Consider the following 23519-nt stretch of genomic DNA (forward strand, 5'->3'; position numbering starts at 1 on the left):
ATACACTTATTCATAAAAGCAATAACTTAATTTTGGAAAATGAAAATATTTTTTAAATCGGCTTTATTTTGCCTGAGTGGGCTGATTTATTCATTAAAAAAGAAATGACCTCCGTAAAGTTCTTCACTGAAGTTCTTTACAAAGGTTCATTTCAAAATGTTCATTATATAAATGTAAGTAGACCACTTATATCATTACGGCAATTCCCTACTCCACAAGCCAAACAAAATAGGCAATAAAAATGAAAAACAAAACGTACATTATAGGATGAACTTGTTTGAATTCACCCTTAAAGATTTTCATCAATGGGTACAAAATAAACCCTAATGCAATTCCCGTCGCAATACTATAAGTAAGCGGCATCGCCAAGACTGTGACAAAGGCAGGGATCGCATATTCAAGATTATCCCACTCAATCGCTTTAAGTGAAGATGCCATAAGCACCCCAACGATGATCAAGCTGGTGCGGTTACTTCTGGTGTGACGACTCCTAGCAGTGGAGAGAAAAATAGAGCTAAAACAAACAATCCAGCAACAACTACTGAAGTAAATCCAGTACGTCCACCTGCTCCCACTCCAGCCGCTGACTCAATATATGAAGTAGTTGTAGAAGTCCCTAGTACCGCTCCAGCCATCGTAGCCACAGAATCACTGGCTAAAGCCTTCCCCGCTCTTGGTAATTTCCCATCCTTGAGGAAGCCTCCTTGATTTGCTACGGCCATTAAAGTTCCTGCTGTGTCAAAAAAATCAACGAATAAGAAGGTGAAAATAACAATCCAAATTTCAACGGTAAAAATCTCATTAAAATGAATAAGGGCTTGACCAAAAGTAGGAGCCAAACTTGGGATGGCTTTGACAATTTGCTCGGGTGTTCCAATCAAACCTGTAACTACTCCAGCAATTGCCGTTAACACCATTCCATAAAATATTCCACCCTTATATCCACGTATCATAAACATCGCAGTCACAATCGTCCCAAAAATCGCGAGCAAAGTTGTTGGTCTTCCCAGTTCTCCTAAACCAACGATGGTTGCTTCATCAGCAATGATAATTTGAGCATTTTGTAACCCGATAAAAGCGATAAACAAACCAATACCTGCTCCAGCAGCCAGTTTTAACTGTGTGGGAATAGCATTAATGATCGTTTCACGTATCTTAGAGATTGTAATGACAAACATAATGATACCTGAAACTAGAACTCCAGCTAATGCTGTTTGCCAAGGAATCCCCATTCCCAATACAACAGTAAAAGCAAAAAATGCATTTAAACCCATACCTGGAGCCAAAGCAATGGGGTATTTAGCCCATAATCCCATCACTAAGGAACCAATAGCTGCGGATAGTCCTGTTGCAACAAAGACCGCGTCTGCATCCATTCCAGCGGCACTTAAAAAATAGGGATTTACGAATAAAATATAAGCCATCGCTAAGAAAGTGGTTAAACCTGCTACTGATTCTTGCTTCATATTGGTGCCATGCTCTCTAAAACCAAAAAAACGATCCATTTCTTAATATCCTCCCATAGCTTTGCCATAACACCTAAAAAACCTAGGTAGCTTCTACCTAGGTTTTCTCAAAGTGCTTAACTACATGCAAAAGGAGTGAGGACATCGTTAGTAAAACCATGAATCATTAGCGAGTACTCCACAAAGATACCTCATCTGCACGTAGTCAAGCAATTTACGGTTGCCTGGTAGAAACTTCTGAGCCAATTCTCAGAGCTATACGTTCAGCTTACTTTAAATTATATAACCATTCTAAAGTTTACTCTCTGTGTCGAACTATGTCAATAAAAACACGAACATTATTGATTATTTGTAAAATAAAATTCGTTTATTCCCACTCGATTGTTGATGGCGGCTTCGAGGTAATGTCATACACTACACGGTTAACACCCTTCACCTCGTTACAAATACGAGTCGAAATCTTCTCTAATATATCATACGGGATACGTGCCCAATCAGCTGTCATCCCATCTATAGAGGTAACCGCACGAATACCTATTGTGTAATCATAGGTTCTTGCATCTCCCATAACCCCTACAGACCTCATGTCCGGTAGCGCTGTGAAATATTGCCAGATCTCTCTATCTAAGCCTGCCTTCTTAATTTCTTCACGCAGGATGTAATCCGATTCACGAACAATCTCTAGCTTGTCCTCTGTTATTTCCCCTATAACTCTGATCCCTAATCCAGGACCTGGGAAAGGCTGACGCCAAACAATTTCGGCTGGTAAACCTAATTCCTCACCAAGCTTACGTACTTCATCCTTGAACAATGTATCTAGAGGTTCTATAAGAGCCATCTTCATATCTTCCGGCAAGCCGCCTACATTATGATGAGATTTAATTGTTTGAGCCGTAGCTGTACCACTCTCAATAATATCGGTATAGAGTGTACCTTGAGCTAGGAAGTCCATCCCATCTAGCTTACCTGCTTCCTCTTCAAAAACATAGATAAATTCATTCCCGATAATTTTTCTTTTTTGTTCAGGATCTTTTACTCCCGCTAGCTTTGTTAAAAACCGTTCTCTCGCATCAATCTTGATCACATTCATGTTGAAATCACGACCAAATGTATCCATGACACTCTCCGCTTCTCCTTTACGAAGTAAGCCATGGTCAACAAACATACACGTCAATTGATCCCCTATCGCTTTATGAACTAAAGCTGCCACTACTGATGAATCTACACCGCCGCTTAATGCACATAAAACCTGTTTTTCCCCTACTGTGCTGCGAATCTTTTGTACAGCCGTATCAATAAAGGCATCCATATTCCAATTGCCTTCACATTGACAAATTTTATATATAAAATTATGCAGCATTTCGTTTCCGTATTGAGAATGTCTTACTTCTGGATGGAATTGAACAGCATATAGATTTCTTTCTTGATCGCTCATCCCTGCAATCGGACAGGATGGATTGGTCACATCGACCACAAATCCTGGAGGAGTCTCAACAACTAGATCCCCGTGACTCATCCAGACAACCTGCTCTTGATCCAACCCTTCATAAAGCTTCGAAGTGCCACTCAATTGAACCGTTGCTTTCCCATATTCGCGAAGAACAGCTTTCTCTACCTTCCCTTGAAAGTGATGAACCATCAATTGCATCCCATAACAAATTCCTAAAACAGGAATTCCTAGATCAAAAATGCGCTCATCACAGCGCGGGGAGCCTTCTTCATAAACACTATTAGGACCCCCAGAAAAAATAATTCCTTTAGGATTTAGCTTTTTGATCTCCTCTACTGAGATATTATGGGGAAGCAGTTCACTATAAACACCAAGATCTCTAATTCGGCGAGCAATCAATTGATTATATTGACCGCCAAAATCCAACACGATAATCATTTCATTCGGTCTTTCCACTTCAATATCCTCCTCTTATGTACATGGTTTCCAGTCAGTGATTTCAAGCAAAAAACTAGGACAGCCTCTTACACTTCCATGTAAAGGCAGAATCCTAGTCCTTCTAAAAATGATCAGGATGCGTATATGGAGTCATTCTACCAAGCTGTAGTTAAAAGGTCAAGAACGCATTTTTTTCAACACTCTTTCCCATAGCTGATAGGCTTTGTGCAGCTGACCTTCTTCTGTTTTCTTGTTCCCATAGCGCATTTCTTCAAATATTTTGGTTAGAGGTCTTAACTCCTCCTGCGAAACTCTACTTTCTAAGGCAACGACATATTCACGCATGGTCTGTGATGGATCTCTGCGCACGACCCATTTTCCTACAAGCTGAAGCATGACTTCATAGGCTTTTAAGAAAAGCTGAGGATCTTGATTCCGGCGGTAACGAGCAATGATCCACGAAATCATTATTTTTTTCCAATAGAATAAGACACCCAATACTCCCAAGGCAAAGAAGACAGAAAGAGAGATGGTGAAATATTTGCTTTGATACCACGGCTTTGATTTGCTCCCGGCACCAGCTACGTCACGATCCTCCTGATCTCTTTCAGGGATGTCTGGAAAATCTTGTTTAAGCCTTTGTTCGAGATCTGTCATATCAGGTAGCGAGCTCGTATCTGGCGTCGTTCGATCGATCTCAAAAGGGTAGGGATTGTCATAAGCTTTGGTTGGCTCAAATGGAACCCAGCCACTCCCTGGAAAGTAGACCTCTACCCAAGAATGAGCATTTAGATTACGAACCTGTGTTGTATACACTCCCCGCTCTTGAGCGGTAATCTCACCAAAGGTAAACCCTTTAACCCACCTTGCAGGTATACCCACCGTCCTTAACATCACGACCATAGAGGTAGAAAAATTGTTGCAATAGCCTCGCTTGGTTTCAAAGACGAATTGATCAACATAGTCTTGACCCTCTTTAGGAATCGGCACATCCTTTGTTTCATATTCATACCCAAATCGTCTGAAGAATCCCTCAATCTTTTTTACTTTGTCATATGGGTTCTCGTCGTTTTTCGTTAATTCCTCTGCTAACTCTCCTACTCGAGCGGGCAGTGTGTTCGGCAACTGTGTATAACGATTCATAATTTCTGAAGGAACTTCATTCATTGACGCTTCTCTCAGAGCCTTGATTTGAAACTTAGGATAGGTACTCTTCATCTGGTACTCACTATAATGATTTGGCTGTTCTTGATTTTCCCAAAAAGTGATATGTCCTTCTCTGCGATCGACTTGTACTTCTTCTCCCAACGGGTCCAGATGCACTCTTGTAGGCTCCCCTGGATAAAAAAGAGTGGAGTATCTCCTGCTTTTCATTTGGACATCAATTTCTATTTCTTCAATCTTGACTTCTTCTTCATAAAGCTTAAATTCATCGTGTAACAAAAAATCATTGAAGTGTTGGGGGGCATACCGCTCTGGATACTTTGAAGTATTGATCCAGCCATGCCCCGTATAGTAATCCTTCGATTCTCCTCGCCAATAATGTTTTTTTGGTGTGGTAGCCTTAAAGACGATCTTGCTATCCTGAACAAAAGGTCCACCTAAAAATTCATCCTGATCGCTATATCCTACTCGTTGAACCAATCCCGATCCATTACTTCGAGCAGCTGCATGTTCAGCATAGCTCTGGATAAAGGAAGCAGGGTCTGGCCAATTTGGAGCAGCTTTAGGGGCTACATACCTAGAGATGATACGACAAGAATCATCACAAGGGTAAAAACAAACCCTTTATAAGGGAAGGATTGTCTGTACACAATGCTCTTTCGATTGGATTGAATGATCTTCACGATTTCTAGAAAAGCTAAAAGAACCAAGCCCACAATAAATGTGCGGATAATAGAATCATCCTGCCTCATTGGGCTAAATGTATCTAATATGGCAAGATAAACAAGGGTGCAGAGAAAAAAGGCAAACAATCTCCGATACACCACGACCGCTCTATACAGATACGTCGCCATTCCCCAGATCAGCAGGTAGAACACGATCGTTTTGACATAATAGGAATGCCCGACAAAGTCTCTTTCCCATAGTAGCTGGAGAGAATAGAGAAGATCATTGCTTAGGTATTCCACCCAGCTCCAGGAAAAAAACGGACCGCCCAGATAGAGATAGTGGAAAAAATAGATCATCGAGAACCCGACTAACAGATTTTCTAAAACCGTCGGCAGACGCAATACCTTCACCATCACAGCAAAAAGAAAAAAGAGCAGAAATGGCGTAATACTTTCCGTTGTTGAAATCACGGGTAAGGGTTTCAGCCATTCCCAAAAGAGAAAAGTAGCTCCAGCTAATAAAATAAAGGTTTGGAGAGGAGTTGTTCCATGGGAAGGGTTATTGAGATGCCGAAACATGGCGTTCACCTCCCGATAATACTTCACTAAATTTTTCTTCCGTCACAAGATAATAAGTGACTTGAACACCTTCCATCAACTGCAAATGACTGCGTTCTTCGTTGGTTAGTGGTTGTTTTTCACGAATCCAAAAGAACTCCACCTTGATCTTCCGATAGCTTAAATCACCTAAAAGAAGAGCTAGTTTTTTATCAAGGCGAGGAGAAATGATCACCACCGTGGTTCCTGTAGGAAGGTACACGACTTCTTTTAGAATGGTTTTAGCAAAAGAAAGAGTCGCATCTGCCTTAATTCGAGCCAAATGTTCAAAAATGCGATATAGCTGCTCCTGATCCTTGGTCATCGGTAAGGTAGATGGGAAGCTTCCATAAGAAACAAGCCCCGTTGAAAAGTGATTCTTCAAGGCATATTTCGCTAGAGAAGCCGTTAGACTCACGGCTCTTTCAAATAACGGATGCTCCTCGGCTCCATACGATGCTTGTTCTCTATCTAGAAAGAACATAAAATCGTTGGTTACCTGATGTTCAAATTCTTTTGTACGCAATTGCTGGATCTTAGCACTTGCCTTCCAGTGGATTCTGGATAATTTATCGCCTGGGGCATAATCCCTGACTCCCATGACTAACGATACATCCTCTGCTTTGCGATGTACGGTCTGATTCATCCCCATATTTTTTTCATTCATACTTCTCCATTGACGAATCTCCTGATACTTTGGATAGACCACGACTTCGTCAGCTTGTGAAAAGCTCATCTCTTTCTTAATCAAACCAAAAGGGTCCCCTGTTTGCAATGTTATTTCATTCCAACGATACAAACCTCTTGGCAGTTCTAAGATCTCGTATTTCGTATGAAAGGTACGCCCCTGTAAGGATGGATCAGGTTCCCTTGGGATAATAGCCTTCCTTCTAATTTGGGATCCAAATGATCTGTGATCAGCATATAAACAAGCGGCAAGGGAAACGATCTTCTCATGGTCACTTCTACTTGTAATGTTTCCCCTGCTGTCATTTTCTTCTTGGGAATCTGCCTTTCCACCTCTATCCCTCGAAAAGCGAGGAAATACACAATGAAAGAGTACAGGGCAATGGGGATAAAACTATAAAACAAAAACCAACTGACAAAGCCCCCTTGAAATTGGGTAAAGACAAACAAAATAATCCCTAGTAAACAGAGAAGAAAAAGTCCGCGCAAAGATCGGTTTAGCATCTCTTCACTTCCCTATTGCCTTACAGGCTCTTTTATAATAGGAACTTTAATTCTACTCATCACATCTTCTAAGATGGTTTGAACCGTTGCCCCACTTAACCTGGATTCAGATTTTAGAATCATGCGGTGTTCCAGTGTGTAAGGGGCTAATTGTTTCACATCATCTGGAATGACAAACTCTCGTCCTCGAATAAAAGCCAATGCCTGAGAAGCTCTTAATAAAGCTAGCGATCCACGAGGACTCGCTCCCAAATAAACATTAGGATGCTCTCTTGTCGCTTGAGTCAATTGCACCATGTATTCTTTTAAGCTATGATCAACATGAACCATCCGCACTTCTTTTTGTAGCTCTTGTAGCTCCGATAAAGAAATAACAGGATGCACGTTCTCAATTGGATGGGATTTCTCAGCACGACTCAACACTTCGACCTCTTCTTCCAGAGTTGGATAGCCCATGCGCAGCTTTAGTAAAAAACGATCAAGCTGTGCTTCAGGAAGCGGGAAGGTTCCTTCGTATTCAATTGGATTCTGAGTCGCAATGACGTTAAACGGTAGAGGCAGACGTCTGGTTTCACCATCCACCGTGATATTTCCTTCTTCCATGGCTTCTAACAAAGCGGACTGTGTCTTGGGAGAAGTACGATTGATCTCATCAGCTAGAATAATATTGCCGAAGATAGGTCCTTCCCTAAATTCAAAGTTTAGCTCTTTTTGATTATAAATAGATACCCCCGTCACATCTGAAGGCAATAAATCTGGCGTAAATTGAATTCTCTTAAACTCACAACCTAGAGAGCGGGCAAGGGAGCGAACCAGCATGGTTTTTCCTACCCCAGGGACATCCTCTAGTAAAACATGCCCTCCTGACATGATCGCCACTAAAACGAGCTCTATCATATCATTTTTTCCGATCATAACTTTATTAACACTTTGTATCACTTCATTCATTTTTGGATGATACGTATCAAAAGATGCCTGAATCTCTTTACTTTCTCTCATCAGTCTTCCTCCAGTATAGGTTCATAGTTTTCATTTTTTTCTTATCCTTCTATTATAACCATAGCTTTTCCTATTTTTTCAATGTTTAGTTCTACCTTTTTCCAATTATTTCTCTTGCCATTCATCACTCTCTAGGCAGGAAATAAAGCGGACTCTACCGAATTACATTCTACTATACTCATATTATAGCTAAAACTTATAGCTAAAACAGCATAGCTAGGAGAGCCGTTTATGAAAATGTATATTTTTATTATTAATCCTATATCAGGCAGCGGAAAAGCGCTAAAGGTATGGGATAAAATAAAACAGGAGCTTGAAAAAAAGAAAGTAGAGTACCGTTCTTTTTTCACGAAATATCCCGGTCACGCTTCCGAAATTGCTCAGCAGGTCGCTGAATTGCATCAAGAAAAGCTAGAGGCGATTGTCGCTGTTGGTGGCGATGGGACGATTCACGAGGTTTTTAATGGGTTAACCAATTACACAGCTCTACCTGTTGGCTATATTCCAGCTGGCTCCGGCAATGATTTCGCCAGAGGGTTCTCTATTCCCTTATCTCCCCTGAAGGCTCTACAATTTCTCCTTAAACGTAAAGGAAAGGGAGGACGTAAAATAGATATTGGGCGCTATCAGTTTTCCAACCGCAAAAAAGAGTCGATGAAAAGCTTTATTAATGGACTGGGAATTGGTTTTGATGCAGATGTCGCCAAAGCAACGAACGAGTCCCGCTATAAAGATTGGTTAAATAAAATACAGTTAGGGAGACTCGCCTATTTTATCATGGCGATTAAACTTCTGTTTTCATACAAGACACAGGAAATAAGTGTCGAAGTGGATGGGCAGTCATTTGTCTATTCGAATGTTTGGCTTATCGCCATCTGTAACAGTCCTTTTTTAGGCGGAGGGATGAACATTACTCCTCAAGCAAAGGTGAATGATGGAAAGCTTCATTTATGTGTGCTTCATGATGTGAGCAAATGGAAGCTCCTCGCCCTATTCGCCACTGTATTTCTGGGAAAGCATACTCGGTTTAAAGGGGTTATTCTCCACGAAGGACGTCACATAGAGGTGACGAGTTCTACTTCTTGCACGGTCCATGCTGATGGTGAATTAATTGGAACCACTCCCATTACTGTTACAGTTGAAAAGCAGAGCAGGAAAATTTGCTAGATCATGATCTAGACCTTGATCTAAACCATGATTCAGACAAAAAAGGGTGTCTAAAAGCAATACGTCTTTTAGGGCACCCTTCTTCTATTTTCCATTCTACTACCTATACACCTAGCACCTGTACAAAAAACTAGACTCTCATCGTTTTGAGTTGATCTGAGATTATGAGGCTTGGCTCGGTCGAAGCCTGAATGTCTTCGGAGGTATATCCCTCTGCTATTTCCACTAGGACAAGCCCTTTTTCTGTCACGTCGATGACGGCACGATCTGTAATAATACGATGGACGACCCCTTTTCCCGTGAGAGGAAGCTGACAAGAATTAAGAATCTTGGGCTCTCCATTTTTATTGACGTGATCCATAATCACAACAATTCTTTTGGCTCCATGAACCAAATCCATGGCTCCCCCCATTCCTTTGATCATTTTCCCTGGGATCATCCAGTTCGCTAAATCTCCTTTTTCGGACACTTCCATGGCACCTAGGATGGCAACATCAATATGTCCTCCACGAATCATAGCAAAGGATTCTGAACTATCGAAGTAGGAAGCCCCTGAAACAGCTGTTACCGTTTCTTTCCCTGCATTGATTAAATCTGGATCTACTTCGGTTTCGAGTGGGTAAGGTCCGATTCCAAGAAGTCCATTTTCCGATTGAAGGATTACCTGCTTATTATCAGATATATAGTTAGCTACTAGTGTGGGCATGCCAATCCCTAGATTCACATAGTATCCGTTCTCAATTTCTTGCTCTGCCCTTTGTGCGATCTGCTCCCTTGTTAAACTCATCGATCGTCCCCCCTTACACCGTACGTGTTTTTAATCTTTCAATCCGTTTTTCGAAGGTTCCCTTAATTACTCCTTGAACATACACACTTGGAGTATGCACATGATCAGGATTGATACTGCCCACAGGAACGATTTCCTCTACTTCAGCAATGGTGATTTTCCCTGCTGCTGCCATCATCGGGTTAAAGTTACGCGCTGTTTTATCATAGAACAGGTTGCCAATCTCATCCGCTTTCCATGCTTTGACCAAGCTATAGTCAGCAATCAAAGCCTCTTCCAATAAGTACTCTTTGCCGTTGAATACTCTTGTTTCCTTCCCTTCAGCAATCGGTGTTCCTACGCCTGCTGGAGTGTAGAAAGCGGGAATTCCCGCTCCACCTGCTCTGATTTTTTCAGCAAGGGTTCCTTGCGGAGTTAAGACAACCTCAACTTCCCCAGCCAAAACCTGTCTTTCAAACTCTTTGTTTTCTCCTACATAAGAGGCGATTATTTTTTTGATTTGACGATTCTTAAGGAGTATCCCTAATCCGAAATCATCGACACCACAATTGTTAGAAATCACGGTAAGATCCTTGACTCCTTTTTGGTATAGTGCTTGGATTAGATTCTCTGGTATACCACAAAGCCCAAAGCCCCCAACCATTAGAGTAGCTCCATCTTGTATGGATGCAACGGCTTCTTCAAATGAATGCATTACCTTATTCATGATATTCCCCCTTACCCATCTAATAGACTGAATTGATGTCTTCCTGTATTTATTTTACATTAAACTGATGCTTCTTGCTATTTATTTTGTAAGCCCTTTCAACTTTTGTGACCTATGCACTTCAAGTGAAAAACAACTTTATGTTCAAATTGCAGTTGTAGGTGCCCTGCGTTTATAGGAAGATAAAGTAGTAGTAACCTACGTTAAACGCTGGAGAATTGAAGTGTTCTTCAGAGTTGATTATTGAATTATTTTGGACTGAGTATTGTTTATTTTAAGGAGAGGATATCTTGCTACGATTTTTACCACTTGGTTTTTGGTTATCTATCATTCTTTTTCTTGTTTTTCAATGGCTCTCACTTCCAATCATTGAGTATTTTACATATAGAGCTGTTCATGTTCTATGGGGCATAATAATAATCTTGGGAATCATTTATCCCATCTACTTCGCGTCCACAATGATTTATCTAAAGAAGGTACAAAAGCTAACTGTGGAACAATTAATTGTAGCGGGAGCTTTTCTACTTATTCCTGTTATTTCGTATATCCCTCTACTAACTTAGCCGATCACCGCCGCTTGTAGTAGATTGAATCGATTTTCCCCCATGAAGCACATCATATCTCAGTGTGCAAACTTCCTGTCCTGAAGGGTATAAACATATACACCCCCCTCATCCGAGGGGGGGAATTTGCTCCAATATCCCTTGGCTCTCTCCTCACTGTTATTAAATTTCCATAGAACATTTCCCAACTCTAATGAATATTGTAGGCATTGAACAAAAATAAAGAATAACGAGAACTAGAGGAGGAATAGTCGTGAATTCAGATTCACTAGAACCTCAACCCATTAGAGCATTGTCGCTTCTCTCTGCCATAACAATGGGAAATGCAACGATTGAGGATTTAGCTATGGAACTAAGGCAACATGGATTTGATTATTCTTCATTGCAATTTCGAAGAGAATCTCCACAGGAATTAGACTCAAGCATTGTACAAAGAGTGCCACAGATCCCCTTCGTCTTAAACGGGATCATGCACGATCCGAAAGACATCATACGCTTCAACGGTCAGGAACTGCATTTTGTTTTAGCGCCAGCCGGTGATCATTTGTTAGTCGTTGATAATCGAACCTTGTTGAAAAGTTGGCTCGAGTTAGCCTACCACGAGCAATATGGATACCGGAGCTATACACATTTTGATACAGGTACACCGCGCGCTGGTGGTTTTGGAACAGGTACACCGGATGGCAGTGGCGCTGTATTACACATCCCATTAGGGGGAACGGGTCCCCATCATCCCCACACTCTGTTTTGGGAACACATCAACGCGAAAGGCGCTAGTCTATACCTACGCCCAGGTCGTGGATACAAGAATCTAAAAAAAGTGAGTATGGGTATTTTCGGCAACTGGAACGATGAAATTTCCTCTGTCACGTTAAGTGGGACTAGTATGGCTACATTGTATGAGCACATTAACTGGGAGGGACAAACACTGAATCTTTTTAGGTCGGAAAGAGACTTACATCGATTGGGTTGGGGAGATCGCGCTTCAGCAGTTTCTACTCATTAGGCAATTCATCCATAATGAAACGACCCCTCTCTGCCACTATTTTTAACATAAAATGTTGCGGTTTGTTGATAGTTTTGTTGCTATTGTTCAGAATGATAATGAAACGGATACCATTGTCTATACGACGAAGGAGTTTCAGCCTATGGCGGAAAGCTTTTCTGATCGCTATGCCTTTGTTGGTCCCTCCATTAGAAAATCTCCTCAGTTATTAGATCCGAGGAGAAATGGAAAAGATCCTCCATCAGTTCTGTAAACGGATGGAGGATTTTCTCATTAAACGATAGGTGCCAAAAAAAGGAAACGCTATACCAACACCTTTAGTACATCGTCGATTTTTTTTCCATGAGAGATCACACCGTAATTCATCCAGGTCAAAAAGTCTACTTCGTATACACACTTATTCTTTACGGCAGGGAGCCTTTTCCATAAAGGAGAGTCTAATATCCTTCTTTCTTCTCCATCTGTATTAGAATGACGTTTGTCAAACGTGATAAACAAGTGATCAGCATCAAGCTGTTCCAGCCATTCTTGTGTTAATGCCACTTTTCTAGATTTTCCTGCTAGCTTCAGTACAATAGAATGCGGTGTCAAGCCGAGATCTTTGTACAATATCGGACCTGTATAACCATGTTTACATCCGCCATACAAGCTAATGCCACAGGCTGAAATACGCAGAAATGCGACTGTTTGACCACAAACGGAGTGCCATAATACTTCCTTAGCCTCTCTTGCTTTATTTTCATATTGCTCAATGATTTCTTGTACATTGTTCTTCCTTCCAAGTAATTCTGCACTGTATGCAACATCTTACGCCACTCTTCGCCGGGATGGGGTAAATTGTAAGTCTTTGCTACTTCACTTAGCCGTTCATTCGGTATCCACTTATCAAATCCACCATCTAAGATAATATGATTAGGCTTATAGGGCAGCAATCCATCCACATCTTCTGTTTCAACATCAAATAAAGGAATATGGTGCAAGCAAGATAATCCTGCTTCCCCCATCCATTATGAAAGCATTGCACTACAGGAGTAATTCCTAAAGCCACTAAAAAATCCTCAAGGAATGGAGCAAAGACACGATTGCTTTCTCGATGATTTTTGCGATAATGGCCAGGGGATATTCCTACCGATTGCTTAAATCGGCGATTAAAATAATATTCGTTATTAAACCCGATATTCTGAGCAATATCCATTAAACGATCATCTGTCTTTACTAGCAATTGCTTAGCTCGCTCGATCCGAATCCCATTTAAATAATGGAGAGGAACCTGACCCGTTACTTTTTTAAACATGCGCGTATATTGCCAGCGGGACACTCTTGCTAGTTCTGCCAGCTGGTCTACTGTCCACGGTTTGTCATATTGTTGTTTTAAATAATCAATCGAATTTTTTATTTCCTGCTGTATACTACTCGCTCTACTATTCTCCGAACAATTTTGCTGAAAAATGAACTGGATCAATTCCTGAAAACGCACATGAATATTGAACAATTCCATTTCGTCACTTGAATTTCGCTGTTGATAAATAGCCTCGAGAAAATCAAGACATTGGGAGAAAGGATGGCATAGCACTTCTCCTTGACAAGGAAGCGGAGTGCTTTGCTTAGACATCTCTTTCACAAGATCTGTTCCATTAACTTTACAAACATCGAAATCCAGTTGATAAAAGCTTACATTATCTTGATTGGACTGCGACTGCATGCTTATTTCCATATTGGGTGTAGTCATCACACATTTTCCACGAGCTAGATTAATACTAGAATCACCCATCATGATCCGTCCGCTTCCAGAAGTGATCACCCACATTGTATAACCATCTCTTATATTTCCTTCATTTTTCCAATCTAGAGGTTGGACTCTATATCGAATCTCTTTTAGTATATAAAACCAAGTAGGCTGAACCATCTCTATTATTGCTTCTCCCTTCATTTCTAACACTGCAAATCGATAATGATTATCATTTTTAGTATAGAGATAATAAGAGAGTTGTTCAATGCTCTTCTCAAGTTTGTATAAGAAAATTGTAGAGAATGTGAATTGCTAGTCCATATATAGATATATACAATGTTTATAAATGAAATGAGAATGATTATCATAATTTCCTTTCGTTAATTTTTAGTATAGGAGTGAGTGAATATGGCAAAATCGCATCAAAAGTTTTTTGTCATCATTGCCGTATTGTTTGTATTGGCTATCGGACTTGTAGGGTGTGGAAGCAAGGAGGGTTCGACGTCACAGACGTCACAGCAAGATATAGAGCAGTCTTCTAATAAAGAATCAGCTGAAACGCGAGTTGTTAAGGATGAGTTTGGAGAAGTAGAAATACCAGCGAATCCAAAGCGAGTAGCAGGGATTTATCTTGAGGATTATTTATTGGCTTTAGGAGTAACACCCGTTGTACAGTGGTACCATCCAGAATGGGGAACACAAGATTATTTAAATTTGAACGCCCCTAAATTCGATATAACTGGAAATATAGAAGTTTTGCTGGAAGCTAGTCCAGATTTGATTTTTGTTGATGGAGGAGTGGATTCTGCCAAATATGAGATGTATTCCAAAGTGGCTCCGACTTACAGGTTGCCTGAAGCAATTCTCGATAGCCCATCAGAAATTCTAGAAACAATAGCAGAAGTGTTAGGGATTCCTGAAAAATCTGTCAGTGTGTTGAACCAATATGAACAAAAAATCGCTGAAGCAAAAAGCATTTTAGAAAAAGAGGTCGGTGGTGAAACGGTCGCCGTTGTCCGAATAGATATAGGAAATAAAGCTCTTCGTCTGTTTGGCATAAAGAACAGATATATCAGCCAAATTTATGAAGAATTAGGCTAACACCGCATCAGCTTGTCAAAGATATGGATGATTTTAGTGCTGCCCTTTCAGAAGAGAAGATTCCTGAGCTTGATGTTGATCATATTATTATTTTTCCTTCTAATGGCACGTGGTCATCAGAGGAAAATAAAGAAGCAATAAAATTGCTTGATAGCTCCATGTGGAGGTCTTTACCAGCTGTTAAGAAGGGACAAGTATATATGGCGGAAAGAACTCACTGGCAGTCTGGGGCCATTACAGCTAATATGATGAAGATTGACGATCTTTTACAATGGCTTGCTGAATGAAGGGGTTATCTAAATAAATATCAAGTAGGCCACACCTGTTTTTTCAGGGTGGTCTACTTGATATTTATTTATCTTTTTAAAAGCATTATATGAATATATACTGTAAATATAAAATCTTCTCTTAATTCAACCATACTTACAATCTTATCTTCGATTTAGGGGCACAGTACACTAGCACTGAATTGACAAACTATGCACAATCCTTCAGTCGAAAGGGATGCCCTAATAATACATGATCGCCTTGGCTTTATGACTCCACAGGCTATTGAAGATTACTATAAGCTAGTTGCTTAAAACTTAACTTTTTTGCGTCCAAAATATTGGCTCAGATCCAACTCAGATTCAAGGAATTAGGAGGGTTTCTTTAATGTTTAGTAAGCTAATTTCGAAGCTTTTGAAGAATGATATAAAAGAAAAAGTTAGTCCAAAACCAGTAACAAAGAAAGAAAAGACAAAAGTTGCACCGACAAGAATTGGTGAACTAGGAGAGTACAAAATCGATATTCAACTTGACCAACTACCCAAGAACTACAGATATTTAAGTGATGTATTACTTCCAAATAAAAAATCAAAATCTGGATACTCACAAGTTGACCATATTGTACTTACTCCCTATGCAATCTTCGTGATTGAGACAAAAAACTATGCTGGTACAATCTACGGAGACAGGAATAGAGCCAAATGGTCTGTTAATGGAAAGTTCCCAATGTTAAACCCTTTTAATCAAAATTATGGGCATATACTAGCTGTAAAATCTTTTTTAGATGGTGTAGAAGATACTAACGTTGTATCAATGATTTCATTCAACAGAAGGGCTACATTTAAAGTGAATGAGGAATTGAGAAAGATACAATCTAATGATTTGATTGTCTATGATACGGAGTTATCAGATTTTATTGCCAGAAAGATTAATATCATTAAGATGTTGAATTTATCAGCGCTTTTTTCAGATGAAGTAATCATACATATGTATAATGTGCTAAGTAAGGCTAACATAACCGACCCAAGTACCAGAGAACAACATGTTGAGAAGATAAATGAATTGAAAGATCAGAAAGTTGATGCTAATGCATCTACAGAAGTTGTTAATTGTGACAAATGCGGAAAGGTTGTTTCGGCAAAGATAAAAGCCTTTTGTTTATCAAACAAGAACCGATTTGATGGGAAGATATATTGTTTTGAACATCAAAAATAAGTATCATCAGAAGGAATATGATTGCCCTAAACAAATTTTAACACCATAAAAAGACTACCTCCTTAAAATTAGGAAGTAGTCTATACTTTAGAAGTAAATCATTTACGTGACTGGTTCTCAGAAAGGGTGAAAAATAGCTTTAACTATTTCTCAGATGCTTGGCTTAAAAGCCCTACATCATGCCGCCCATTTATCATTTGCAAAAAGTATAAAGAATAACTTTCAATAAAATGCCGTTATAACTACTTTTTCTAATATTTATATAATATCGTTTAATAAAATATAAAAATACTATGAGCAAAAAAATGAGCATTTATTAGACGACAATCCCTCTAGTAGCATTTTAAGAGCTATTTTTTTACGTTCTTTGATTTATCTGTTAAATTTAAAAAAACACGGAATAAAACGATTAATGAGCAGTTGTATCACTTTTCACTTTTCTATCAAAAAGATAAAGAATGAAGAACATACCGCTAAATCCTATGGGAACCCCAACTGTTGAAAATCCTTCTACTTTTGAACCGTCACTTGGTACTGAACTTGGAGAAGCTATAGAAATTCTTTCATCTAGTGAGCCAGAAATTGCACCTTATAACGTTAAAGTGATTGACAATGTCACCCTACAGGGGCCCTCCTTTCAGAAGCACTTTACGCTTGCACCTGGCAACGGCAAAGAATTAAACATTTGTGTAAAAAATAACCACAGCTCCAAAAGCGTCAGATTCATAGTAGAGCGCACTGACAATAATCAAGATTTCGGTTATGTGACGATTGAACCTGGAACGTCTTCAACTAGAAATTTTACCATGAAAGACGGCGAAGGAATGGAGGGTACCTGGAAAGTCTATGTAACTAGTAACGACGGTCATAGAATGGATCTTTTTATTCACGCTGGGCAATTCTAATTCTTTTTAGCTGTTTGAAACTAGTTAACGAAGGCATAATTTTGACATACTTCCTCCCTAAAAGCCCATTCCCATCAACCAACGAGAAAGATTGTTCTCTCTTGCCCTTAATTCTTGCTCTTGGCGTTGATATTTCCCTAAATGCTTCTCGCCAACAATGTCACCGTCCAGCATATAGATCACTCGTTCTGTTTTAGCAGCTACTTTTACATCGTGCGTGACAAGCATAATCGTTGTTCCCTGATCGTTGAAATCTGCTAATATATCTAAAACTTCACTTGCAGATGTGGAATTTAATGCCCCAGTAGGCTCATCACCAAAAAGAATTTCTGGCTCATTAATAAGCGCTCGACAAATAGCCACACGTTGAAGCTGTCCGCCTGACACCTCCATTATATCATTATTTTTCAAATGAATAATCCCGGTTTTCTTCATCAACTCCTTTGCTCGTTTATCAATTGCTTCTTTTTTGTCTTTTTTCGCTAAATATGCGGAAAGAACGATGTTATCAAAAATAGATAGATTTTTTAACAGATGTATTTGTTGAAAAATAAAGCCCATATAATATAGTCTTAAATGCGCTAATTCCTTTTCTGTAAGTGATGACAGCTCTTTTCCATTTAGTAAAACACTCCCACTAGACATTCTATCCATCCCACTGATGTTGTAGAGTAAGGTTGACTTTCCAGATCCGGAAGGACCCATAATGGAAATAAATTCTCCTTGTGAAATAGCAAGATTAATGTCTTTTAAGATTGCGACCGATTGCTTTTTGCCACCATATATCTTCGTCAATCCTTTTGCTTCTAGTATCTTCATCATTACCTCCCCCCGTCAGTCATTGTTTACATGAGATAGCTTAATCTTTTCTATTGATCCTGTGCTAAGAATAGTCGTAACAACGACACTTGAAATAAGTATGAACGGACAAACTATATACGCCCGAATCGGATGAATCGTAAACTCTAATCGAGAAATACCCATCGACGACAGGAACACACTTACAATACGCTCCCCTCCTACATTCGCTAGGAATGTGCCGACCATAATTCCCACAATCATTAGAAACGACATTCCAACAACATATTGTAATTGAATATCCTTTACGGAGAAGCCGATGCATCGTTTAATAGCAATTTGCGCTGCATCCTTTGCGATTACCATCTTGACAAATAATGTCGTGATCAGAATAGAAATGGCTAGACCAATGACGATGGCCGCCATTGTTAAAATTCTCACTTGTTGCACCGTATCCCCTAATGTTTGTGATAAATATTCTTGTATATAGGTGACTTTTGAAGGATAGAACTCCTTCGTGTATTCTGTTAGTTTCTTCGATATAGCTATATCGTCTTTTAAATCTAAACTAACGACATACCATAGGACTGATTCATAGTTAGGTGAGAATATTGCTTTTGCTGTTCTTCCACCATTAGTGATATCTTGGTAAATACCCGTCACCACAACCTCTTTCTCACTGCCATCGCTATTGAGTTGTAACAGAAGCGAATCTCCAACGGATTTCTCCAAATCATTTGCATTTATATAAGAAAGCACAATCTCTTGTTCATTCATCGGTGCTCTTCCCTCTAAATATTCAAGCGGAAAAATCGACAAGTTTCCTGTTTCTACACTAATATTTTCAAAAACGCCAGCACTATTACGCACTTGAAAACGGGAAGTAATAAGTGGTGAGTATGTATCCACATCCGGATCTGTTTCTAGATAGCTGACAACCTTGTTAAATCGTTCTAGAATATCCTCAGATTTTTGCAAATCTATTCTTATGTCAGATTTACCAATCCCCATATAAGAAATAAAATGAGGAGATTGAATCGTATGATAGAAATTCACTGGTACAATAATGACGATGCTACAAATGATAAACACGACACATAATAAAATGAACATTTTTAAACGACTAAAAATATCATTTATTCCAAGAAAACTATTTACATCTAATAATCTTGTTTTCTTTAGGGAGAATCTTTTAATTAGCTTTGTATCACCTAAATGACCTGTACGTAACGCTTCTACCGCCGATACTTTCTGGAATCTTCGCAGCGTAAACCTACAGAATAAGACAATTATCAAAAAGACAATCATTGCACCGAAAAATGAGATAATATAGGAAAGAATATCCCCCTCTGGGCTACCAGAATAAAGGACAATATTACTCGTAAGTAATTGACTAGTGAATAGAGAGATAAAATAGCCCAATAAACTTGCCAGTCCAGCAATAAATATGTATTTAATTAAATAAGCATTTCTTATAAAATGCTCGTGTAAACCAATTGCTTTCATGACTCCAATCTCTTGGTAATCTTCTTCTAGGGTGGATAATATGGTGAGGCGTAAACAAAGACTTGCAATAACGATGAGTAAGAAGCTTACTAAGATGATAACAACTGCGACAATACCGTCAGATAGCGCGTTTAATAGCTGGAATGCTTGATAATCGATGGTAGGACCACTATTCGGTAGACTAGCCGCTTCATATTGCTGTATAAATGTATTCCTTTTACTTAAATCTGTTAACAGAAATTCTATCAAGTACTCGATTTCTCCAAAAGTATTTTTCATTGTTTCATAATCATTCTCGTGAAGTAAAAAACGTTTCGAGTGAACGACTGATGGATTCATTAACGAATCTCTTACAAAATGAGTAATCGTAAAAGACATCTGCAATGAGCCATTTGAAACGACTAATGTGTCACCTAGTTTTAAATCGTTTCTTTGCAAGTAGTAAATTGGAACACCTACTGCACCTGGGGAAACGTATGCAATATTATTTTCTAACGTTAATAAGTAGTCAAATCTCCCGTTTTGCTTGACAAAGCTAATGTCCATGACACTATTTGTCTCTGGCTCACTATTTTTACCAATGATAATATTTGCCCCATCGATATTGACCATCTCCACCAATTGATAGTCTTTGACAAGATCATGTGACTGTGCCCAATTCTCTAGTGCTGCTTGATCCAAATCACCTGCATGCATCTGGACGAAGTGCGGTGTTTTTGAATTTGTAAACAAATGATCAATGGAATGGTAAAGTTTACTAATCATACTACTCCCAGTCGATACTAAAATTGATGATAGCATAATGAAAATAATAAGAGTTAGCGTGATCGTTTTCTTTCTATTAAGATCTTTTCTCATTATTTTACTGAGCATCCTATTTTCCTTACCCTTCATTGAAATGATTTTCATAAGATTGATGCAATAAATCTTGTATATACGTAAACGTCCCCTTGTTTGCCCCTAGTGATGTTTCCATCAAATGTGTAAAAGCCATCACTTTTTGAATTAGCTCTTCTTGGCTCCATTGAAAAATTCCTTCATCAAATAAAAACTGGGAAGAAACGAGCAAAAACTCTACCGTTTCCTTTGGGTATGGTGTATTAAAAACACCTTCCTCGATTCCCTGTTCGATCACCTTTGTTAAAACAGGTGTTAATTGAAGGATTGTTTCTACTAAACTTTTTTGGTGCATTTCTGCGTTATTCACTTGGTGTAATTGGTCTACCATTTTCGTTTTTTGCGAATTATTTGCTCTATTCTGTGATAATAAAATGTCAAAGATTTTTTCATTTGCTTTTTTCGTCGTATCCATTGCGATAGTTTCCGCTGCTTCCACCCCCTGTTGAATAAAACGCATCACAATGGCATTTAACACCTCTTTTTTTGACTCAAAATGGTGATAAAATGTACCTTTTGCAATACCAACACCTCGAAGAATATCATTCACTGTTGTCGTTGAATAACCTTTTATTACAAACAATTCTTCTGCAGTATCCAAGATTTCCTTTTTTCTTTCTTCTGGGTCTTTTAAAATTCTCATGCTCATTCTCATCCTTCTATAAAACTAAAATAGACCGACCGTCAGTCTATTTTAGTTTTAACAAATATGCGATTTTTCGTCAACTAACTTTTTTATCACTTTTCCCTTTTCTATCAAAAAGATAATCGATTAAAAAAGCTCCTCCAAACATTAACGGTCCAACAATGATGAGATAGTAGATGTTTTTAGGTACCTCATACACAGATGATAAGTAGGAAATCAAAAACACCCATACTATGAGAGTTATCATTTTTATCCAAGTACGCATTCAAAATCACCTCACCAACTTTAATTACCACATAATATGGATATATGTTGATATTTTACATGAATTTAAGGGACGCTTCTATAAAAAGGTTTATTACATAAATTTAATCTTACTAGAATTATTTTGTATTATCTTGCCACTATTTTTAACATAAAATGTTGCGGTTTGTTGATAGACTTTATCCGATGGCTTCTATACTATGAATCATAGAGGAGCTGAAGATATGATTGGTATGAATATTCGTATTTTACGTAAAAAGCTTAAAATGAGTCAGGAAATAGTAGCTGAAAGAATCAACGTATCTCGTCAGACTGTGGCAAAGTGGGAAAATGGAGAGGCATTGCCTGATATTCATAAATGTAAAATGTTAGCCGATCTCTTTCAAGTTACCTTGGATCAATTATCCAGTAATATGAGTGAGGCAGAGGTCGAACAGCTTGGTCCCAAGGGCAAACACTTCTTTGGGGTTGTAAAGGTGGGAGAGCGCGGACAGATTGTTATTCCAAAACAGGCACGAGAAATGTATCAGATTCATGCTGGCGATAAGCTTGTTATTTTAGGGGAGGATGCTACCAGGGGAATTGCCATCCTAAAAAGTGAAGACTTCTTAGAGTTTGCCGATATGATCCGAAAGGCTGAATTGCTAGAGGAGGAATAGTATGAATAAAATTGCATTTTTTTCGATCCCAGCTCATGGTCATACAAATCCAACCCTTCCTGTGGTAGAGGAATTAGTTAACCGAGGGCATGAAGTATGGTATTACTCCTTTTTAGAGTTTAAAGAAAAAATAGAGCGCATCGGTGCCAAATTTATTCCTTGTGATGAATTCTTACCCCCGGTATCTCAACAAGAATTGGAGCATAAAGTTGGCAAGGATTTTGCAGCATTAATTGAAATGATTGTCGATACGACCATCGCCTTGGATGAAAAGGTCTGTGCTGAATTAAGAGCATTTCAGCCAGATTGTATCGTGTCTGATTCCTTATGCTTTTGGGGGAAGTTATTTGCTCAGAAATTAGGAATCCCATACATCTGTTCAACAACAACCTTCGCCTTTAACAAGCACACCGCAAAACTGATGAGACGCGGCCTTAAAGAAATAGTGAATATGCTCTTGGGAATACCGCGAATGAATAAAAAAATGAAATTGCTACGATCCCATGGGTATGAAGTTGATGGTTTTGTTTCTATTGTTCAGAATGATAATGAAACGGATACCATTGTCTATACGACGAAGGAGTTTCAGCCTATGGCGGAAAGCTTTTCTGATCGCTATGCCTTTGTCGGTCCTTCCATTAGAAAATCTCCTCAGTTATTAGATCCGAGGAGAAATAGAAAAGATCAAAAACTCATCTATATTTCATTAGGTACTGTGCTTAATCAAAATAAAGATTTTTACCAAAATTGTATGAAAGCATTCGTAGACAGTCCTTATGAAGTTGTGATGTCTGTTGGTGAAAAAACAGAGATTGCCTCTCTTAGCAGGATACCAAAGAATTTTTCTGTGAAGGACTATGTTGACCAAATTGCCATGTTGCAGAAGGCAGATGTATTTATTACGCACTGTGGAATGAATAGTGTGAGTGAAAGTCTGTACTATGGGGTGCCAATGGTTTTATTTCCGCTCCATAGTGAACAAAGACTAGTGGCTGACCGAGCTGAAGTACTTGGTGCTGGAGTCAAATTGAAAGGAAACAAACCAAAACATCTATCAAAAGCAGTCGCTAAAATCCTTTCAGATAAAACGTATCTGGATAATGCACAGAAGCTTTCTGTAAGCTTCCAAAAGGCTGGTGGCGCAGTGGAAGCCGCAGATGTTATATTGGCTAAAATTGAAGGGCTTTTGCAATTTGACTGAGTGGTTGACTAAAATAGTGCTGCTTGCTAACTACATTTTCCTCATAAGTGGCAATCATTCCTCAATCTCGTCTCCATATTATTTTACCACGCCCCTCCTCAGGGCGAGGTAACTTATGCCCAATGAAGT

General features: G+C 39.0%; 20 protein-coding genes, 2 pseudogenes and 1 riboswitch. Of the genes and pseudogenes, 8 read left to right on the forward strand and 14 right to left on the reverse strand.

The window, feature by feature from the left end:
• Positions 1 to 207 precede the first annotated feature (207 nt).
• The 7 genes and pseudogenes from JCM10596_RS24095 to JCM10596_RS05630 form a co-directional block, all read right to left on the reverse strand.
• A pseudogene (locus tag JCM10596_RS24095) lies at positions 208 to 1505 on the reverse strand (NCS2 family permease).
• A gap of 143 nt (positions 1506 to 1648) precedes the next feature.
• Positions 1649 to 1749, reverse strand: a riboswitch (purine riboswitch).
• Between the two features lie 84 nt (positions 1750 to 1833).
• Positions 1834 to 3354 (reverse strand): glutamine-hydrolyzing GMP synthase, encoded by a 1521-nt coding sequence (gene guaA, locus JCM10596_RS05605; protein WP_034680648.1) that lies wholly within the window; start codon positions 3352 to 3354, stop codon positions 1834 to 1836.
• Between the two features lie 177 nt (positions 3355 to 3531).
• Positions 3532 to 4998 carry a DUF4129 domain-containing transglutaminase family protein gene (locus tag JCM10596_RS24100; RefSeq protein ID WP_025026275.1) on the reverse strand — a complete coding sequence of 489 codons (1467 nt, stop codon included), beginning with the start codon at positions 4996 to 4998 and terminating at the stop codon, positions 3532 to 3534.
• 89 nt (positions 4999 to 5087) lie between these two features.
• On the reverse strand, positions 5088 to 5765 hold the full coding sequence (locus tag JCM10596_RS05615) for a hypothetical protein (RefSeq protein ID WP_025026276.1): 678 nt from the start codon (positions 5763 to 5765) through the stop codon (positions 5088 to 5090).
• Positions 5746 to 6534: a DUF58 domain-containing protein gene (locus JCM10596_RS05620; RefSeq protein WP_148302517.1), complete on the reverse strand. Its 789-nt coding sequence runs from the start codon at positions 6532 to 6534 to the stop codon at positions 5746 to 5748. The genes JCM10596_RS05615 and JCM10596_RS05620 overlap by 20 nt, the downstream gene beginning before the upstream one ends.
• 62 nt (positions 6535 to 6596) lie before the next feature.
• A complete protein-coding gene (locus tag JCM10596_RS05625) occupies positions 6597 to 6974 on the reverse strand; it encodes a hypothetical protein (protein ID WP_025026278.1) in 378 nt (125 codons plus the stop codon).
• Positions 6975 to 6986: 12 nt separating this feature from the next.
• On the reverse strand, positions 6987 to 7973 hold the full coding sequence (locus tag JCM10596_RS05630; RefSeq protein ID WP_034680628.1) for an AAA family ATPase: 987 nt from the start codon (positions 7971 to 7973) through the stop codon (positions 6987 to 6989).
• A gap of 231 nt (positions 7974 to 8204) precedes the next feature.
• Between JCM10596_RS05630 and JCM10596_RS05635 the strand changes: the two genes are divergently transcribed.
• Positions 8205 to 9140, forward strand: coding sequence for a diacylglycerol/lipid kinase family protein (locus JCM10596_RS05635; protein ID WP_051541191.1), 936 nt, complete (start codon positions 8205 to 8207; stop codon positions 9138 to 9140).
• 130 nt (positions 9141 to 9270) lie between these two features.
• On the opposite strand, the gene JCM10596_RS05640 is transcribed toward JCM10596_RS05635, so the two are convergent.
• On the reverse strand, positions 9271 to 9927 hold the full coding sequence (locus JCM10596_RS05640; protein WP_025026281.1) for a CoA transferase subunit B: 657 nt from the start codon (positions 9925 to 9927) through the stop codon (positions 9271 to 9273).
• 13 nt (positions 9928 to 9940) lie between these two features.
• A complete protein-coding gene (locus JCM10596_RS05645; RefSeq protein WP_025026282.1) occupies positions 9941 to 10633 on the reverse strand; it encodes a CoA transferase subunit A in 693 nt (230 codons plus the stop codon).
• Between the two features lie 290 nt (positions 10634 to 10923).
• On the opposite strand from JCM10596_RS05645, the gene JCM10596_RS05650 reads away from it, so the two are divergent.
• Together JCM10596_RS05650 and JCM10596_RS05655 are read left to right on the forward strand one after the other, a co-directional pair.
• Positions 10924 to 11196 carry a hypothetical protein gene (locus tag JCM10596_RS05650; protein WP_025026283.1) on the forward strand — a complete coding sequence of 91 codons (273 nt, stop codon included), beginning with the start codon at positions 10924 to 10926 and terminating at the stop codon, positions 11194 to 11196.
• Between the two features lie 253 nt (positions 11197 to 11449).
• Positions 11450 to 12202, forward strand: coding sequence for a hypothetical protein (locus JCM10596_RS05655; RefSeq protein WP_025026284.1), 753 nt, complete (start codon positions 11450 to 11452; stop codon positions 12200 to 12202).
• Between the two features lie 303 nt (positions 12203 to 12505).
• On the opposite strand, the gene JCM10596_RS30060 is transcribed toward JCM10596_RS05655, so the two are convergent.
• Both JCM10596_RS30060 and JCM10596_RS30065 read right to left on the reverse strand, forming a co-directional pair.
• On the reverse strand, positions 12506 to 12958 hold the full coding sequence (locus JCM10596_RS30060; RefSeq protein WP_369345608.1) for an ABC transporter substrate-binding protein: 453 nt from the start codon (positions 12956 to 12958) through the stop codon (positions 12506 to 12508).
• 142 nt (positions 12959 to 13100) lie between these two features.
• A complete protein-coding gene (locus JCM10596_RS30065; protein WP_234410418.1) occupies positions 13101 to 14132 on the reverse strand; it encodes a helix-turn-helix transcriptional regulator in 1032 nt (343 codons plus the stop codon).
• Between the two features lie 207 nt (positions 14133 to 14339).
• Here JCM10596_RS30065 and JCM10596_RS24110 point away from each other — a divergent pair.
• The 3 genes and pseudogenes from JCM10596_RS24110 to JCM10596_RS27560 all read left to right on the forward strand — a co-directional run bounded on the left by JCM10596_RS24110 (position 14340) and on the right by JCM10596_RS27560 (position 17419).
• Positions 14340 to 15319: pseudogene (locus JCM10596_RS24110) on the forward strand (ABC transporter substrate-binding protein).
• Between the two features lie 367 nt (positions 15320 to 15686).
• Positions 15687 to 16514, forward strand: coding sequence for a nuclease-related domain-containing protein (locus JCM10596_RS05675; RefSeq protein ID WP_025026286.1), 828 nt, complete (start codon positions 15687 to 15689; stop codon positions 16512 to 16514).
• Positions 16515 to 16972: 458 nt separating this feature from the next.
• Complete coding sequence (locus tag JCM10596_RS27560) at positions 16973 to 17419, forward strand: hypothetical protein (protein WP_025026287.1); 447 nt, start codon at positions 16973 to 16975, stop codon at positions 17417 to 17419.
• 57 nt (positions 17420 to 17476) lie between these two features.
• On the opposite strand, the gene JCM10596_RS05685 is transcribed toward JCM10596_RS27560, so the two are convergent.
• The 3 genes from JCM10596_RS05685 to JCM10596_RS05695 are packed head-to-tail and all read right to left on the reverse strand — an operon-like array spanning position 17477 to position 21263.
• Positions 17477 to 18241 carry an ABC transporter ATP-binding protein gene (locus JCM10596_RS05685; protein ID WP_025026288.1) on the reverse strand — a complete coding sequence of 255 codons (765 nt, stop codon included), beginning with the start codon at positions 18239 to 18241 and terminating at the stop codon, positions 17477 to 17479.
• 12 nt (positions 18242 to 18253) lie between these two features.
• On the reverse strand, positions 18254 to 20581 hold the full coding sequence (locus JCM10596_RS05690) for an ABC transporter permease (protein WP_234410419.1): 2328 nt from the start codon (positions 20579 to 20581) through the stop codon (positions 18254 to 18256).
• Positions 20582 to 20606: 25 nt separating this feature from the next.
• Positions 20607 to 21263, reverse strand: coding sequence for a TetR/AcrR family transcriptional regulator (locus tag JCM10596_RS05695; RefSeq protein ID WP_025026290.1), 657 nt, complete (start codon positions 21261 to 21263; stop codon positions 20607 to 20609).
• A gap of 491 nt (positions 21264 to 21754) precedes the next feature.
• Between JCM10596_RS05695 and JCM10596_RS05705 the strand changes: the two genes are divergently transcribed.
• Complete coding sequence (locus tag JCM10596_RS05705) at positions 21755 to 22189, forward strand: helix-turn-helix transcriptional regulator (RefSeq protein WP_025026292.1); 435 nt, start codon at positions 21755 to 21757, stop codon at positions 22187 to 22189.
• 1 nt (position 22190) lies between these two features.
• Positions 22191 to 23390, forward strand: a complete 1200-nt coding sequence (locus JCM10596_RS05710; protein ID WP_025026293.1) for a macrolide family glycosyltransferase — start codon at positions 22191 to 22193, stop codon at positions 23388 to 23390.
• Positions 23391 to 23519: the final 129 nt, after the last annotated feature.

The organism is Caldalkalibacillus mannanilyticus JCM 10596 (genome assembly GCF_000615945.1).
Classification (GTDB): Bacteria; Bacillota; Bacilli; order Caldalkalibacillales; family JCM-10596; genus Bacillus_AT; species Bacillus_AT mannanilyticus.

Bases quoted from the DNA above. Each gene is read 5' to 3' on its own strand.
- JCM10596_RS05645 (WP_025026282.1), bottom strand. From the start codon at position 10,633: ATGAATAAGGTAATGCATTCATTTGAAGAAGCCGTTGCATCCATACAA.
- JCM10596_RS05675 (WP_025026286.1), top strand. From the start codon at position 15,687: ATGTTTAGTAAGCTAATTTCGAAGCTTTTGAAGAATGATATAAAAGAA.
- JCM10596_RS05625 (WP_025026278.1), bottom strand. From the start codon at position 6,974: ATGCTAAACCGATCTTTGCGCGGACTTTTTCTTCTCTGTTTACTAGGG.
- JCM10596_RS05685 (WP_025026288.1), bottom strand. From the start codon at position 18,241: ATGATGAAGATACTAGAAGCAAAAGGATTGACGAAGATATATGGTGGC.
- JCM10596_RS05640 (WP_025026281.1), bottom strand. From the start codon at position 9,927: ATGAGTTTAACAAGGGAGCAGATCGCACAAAGGGCAGAGCAAGAAATT.
- JCM10596_RS05615 (WP_025026276.1), bottom strand. From the start codon at position 5,765: ATGTTTCGGCATCTCAATAACCCTTCCCATGGAACAACTCCTCTCCAA.
- JCM10596_RS05690 (WP_234410419.1), bottom strand. From the start codon at position 20,581: ATGAGAAAAGATCTTAATAGAAAGAAAACGATCACGCTAACTCTTATT.
- JCM10596_RS05635 (WP_051541191.1), top strand. From the start codon at position 8,205: ATGAAAATGTATATTTTTATTATTAATCCTATATCAGGCAGCGGAAAA.
- JCM10596_RS30065 (WP_234410418.1), bottom strand. From the start codon at position 14,132: ATGAAGGGAGAAGCAATAATAGAGATGGTTCAGCCTACTTGGTTTTAT.
- JCM10596_RS27560 (WP_025026287.1), top strand. From the start codon at position 16,973: ATGAAGAACATACCGCTAAATCCTATGGGAACCCCAACTGTTGAAAAT.
- JCM10596_RS05630 (WP_034680628.1), bottom strand. From the start codon at position 7,973: ATGAGAGAAAGTAAAGAGATTCAGGCATCTTTTGATACGTATCATCCA.
- guaA (WP_034680648.1), bottom strand. From the start codon at position 3,354: ATGATTATCGTGTTGGATTTTGGCGGTCAATATAATCAATTGATTGCT.
- JCM10596_RS05710 (WP_025026293.1), top strand. From the start codon at position 22,191: ATGAATAAAATTGCATTTTTTTCGATCCCAGCTCATGGTCATACAAAT.
- JCM10596_RS05705 (WP_025026292.1), top strand. From the start codon at position 21,755: ATGATTGGTATGAATATTCGTATTTTACGTAAAAAGCTTAAAATGAGT.
- JCM10596_RS05695 (WP_025026290.1), bottom strand. From the start codon at position 21,263: ATGAGAATTTTAAAAGACCCAGAAGAAAGAAAAAAGGAAATCTTGGAT.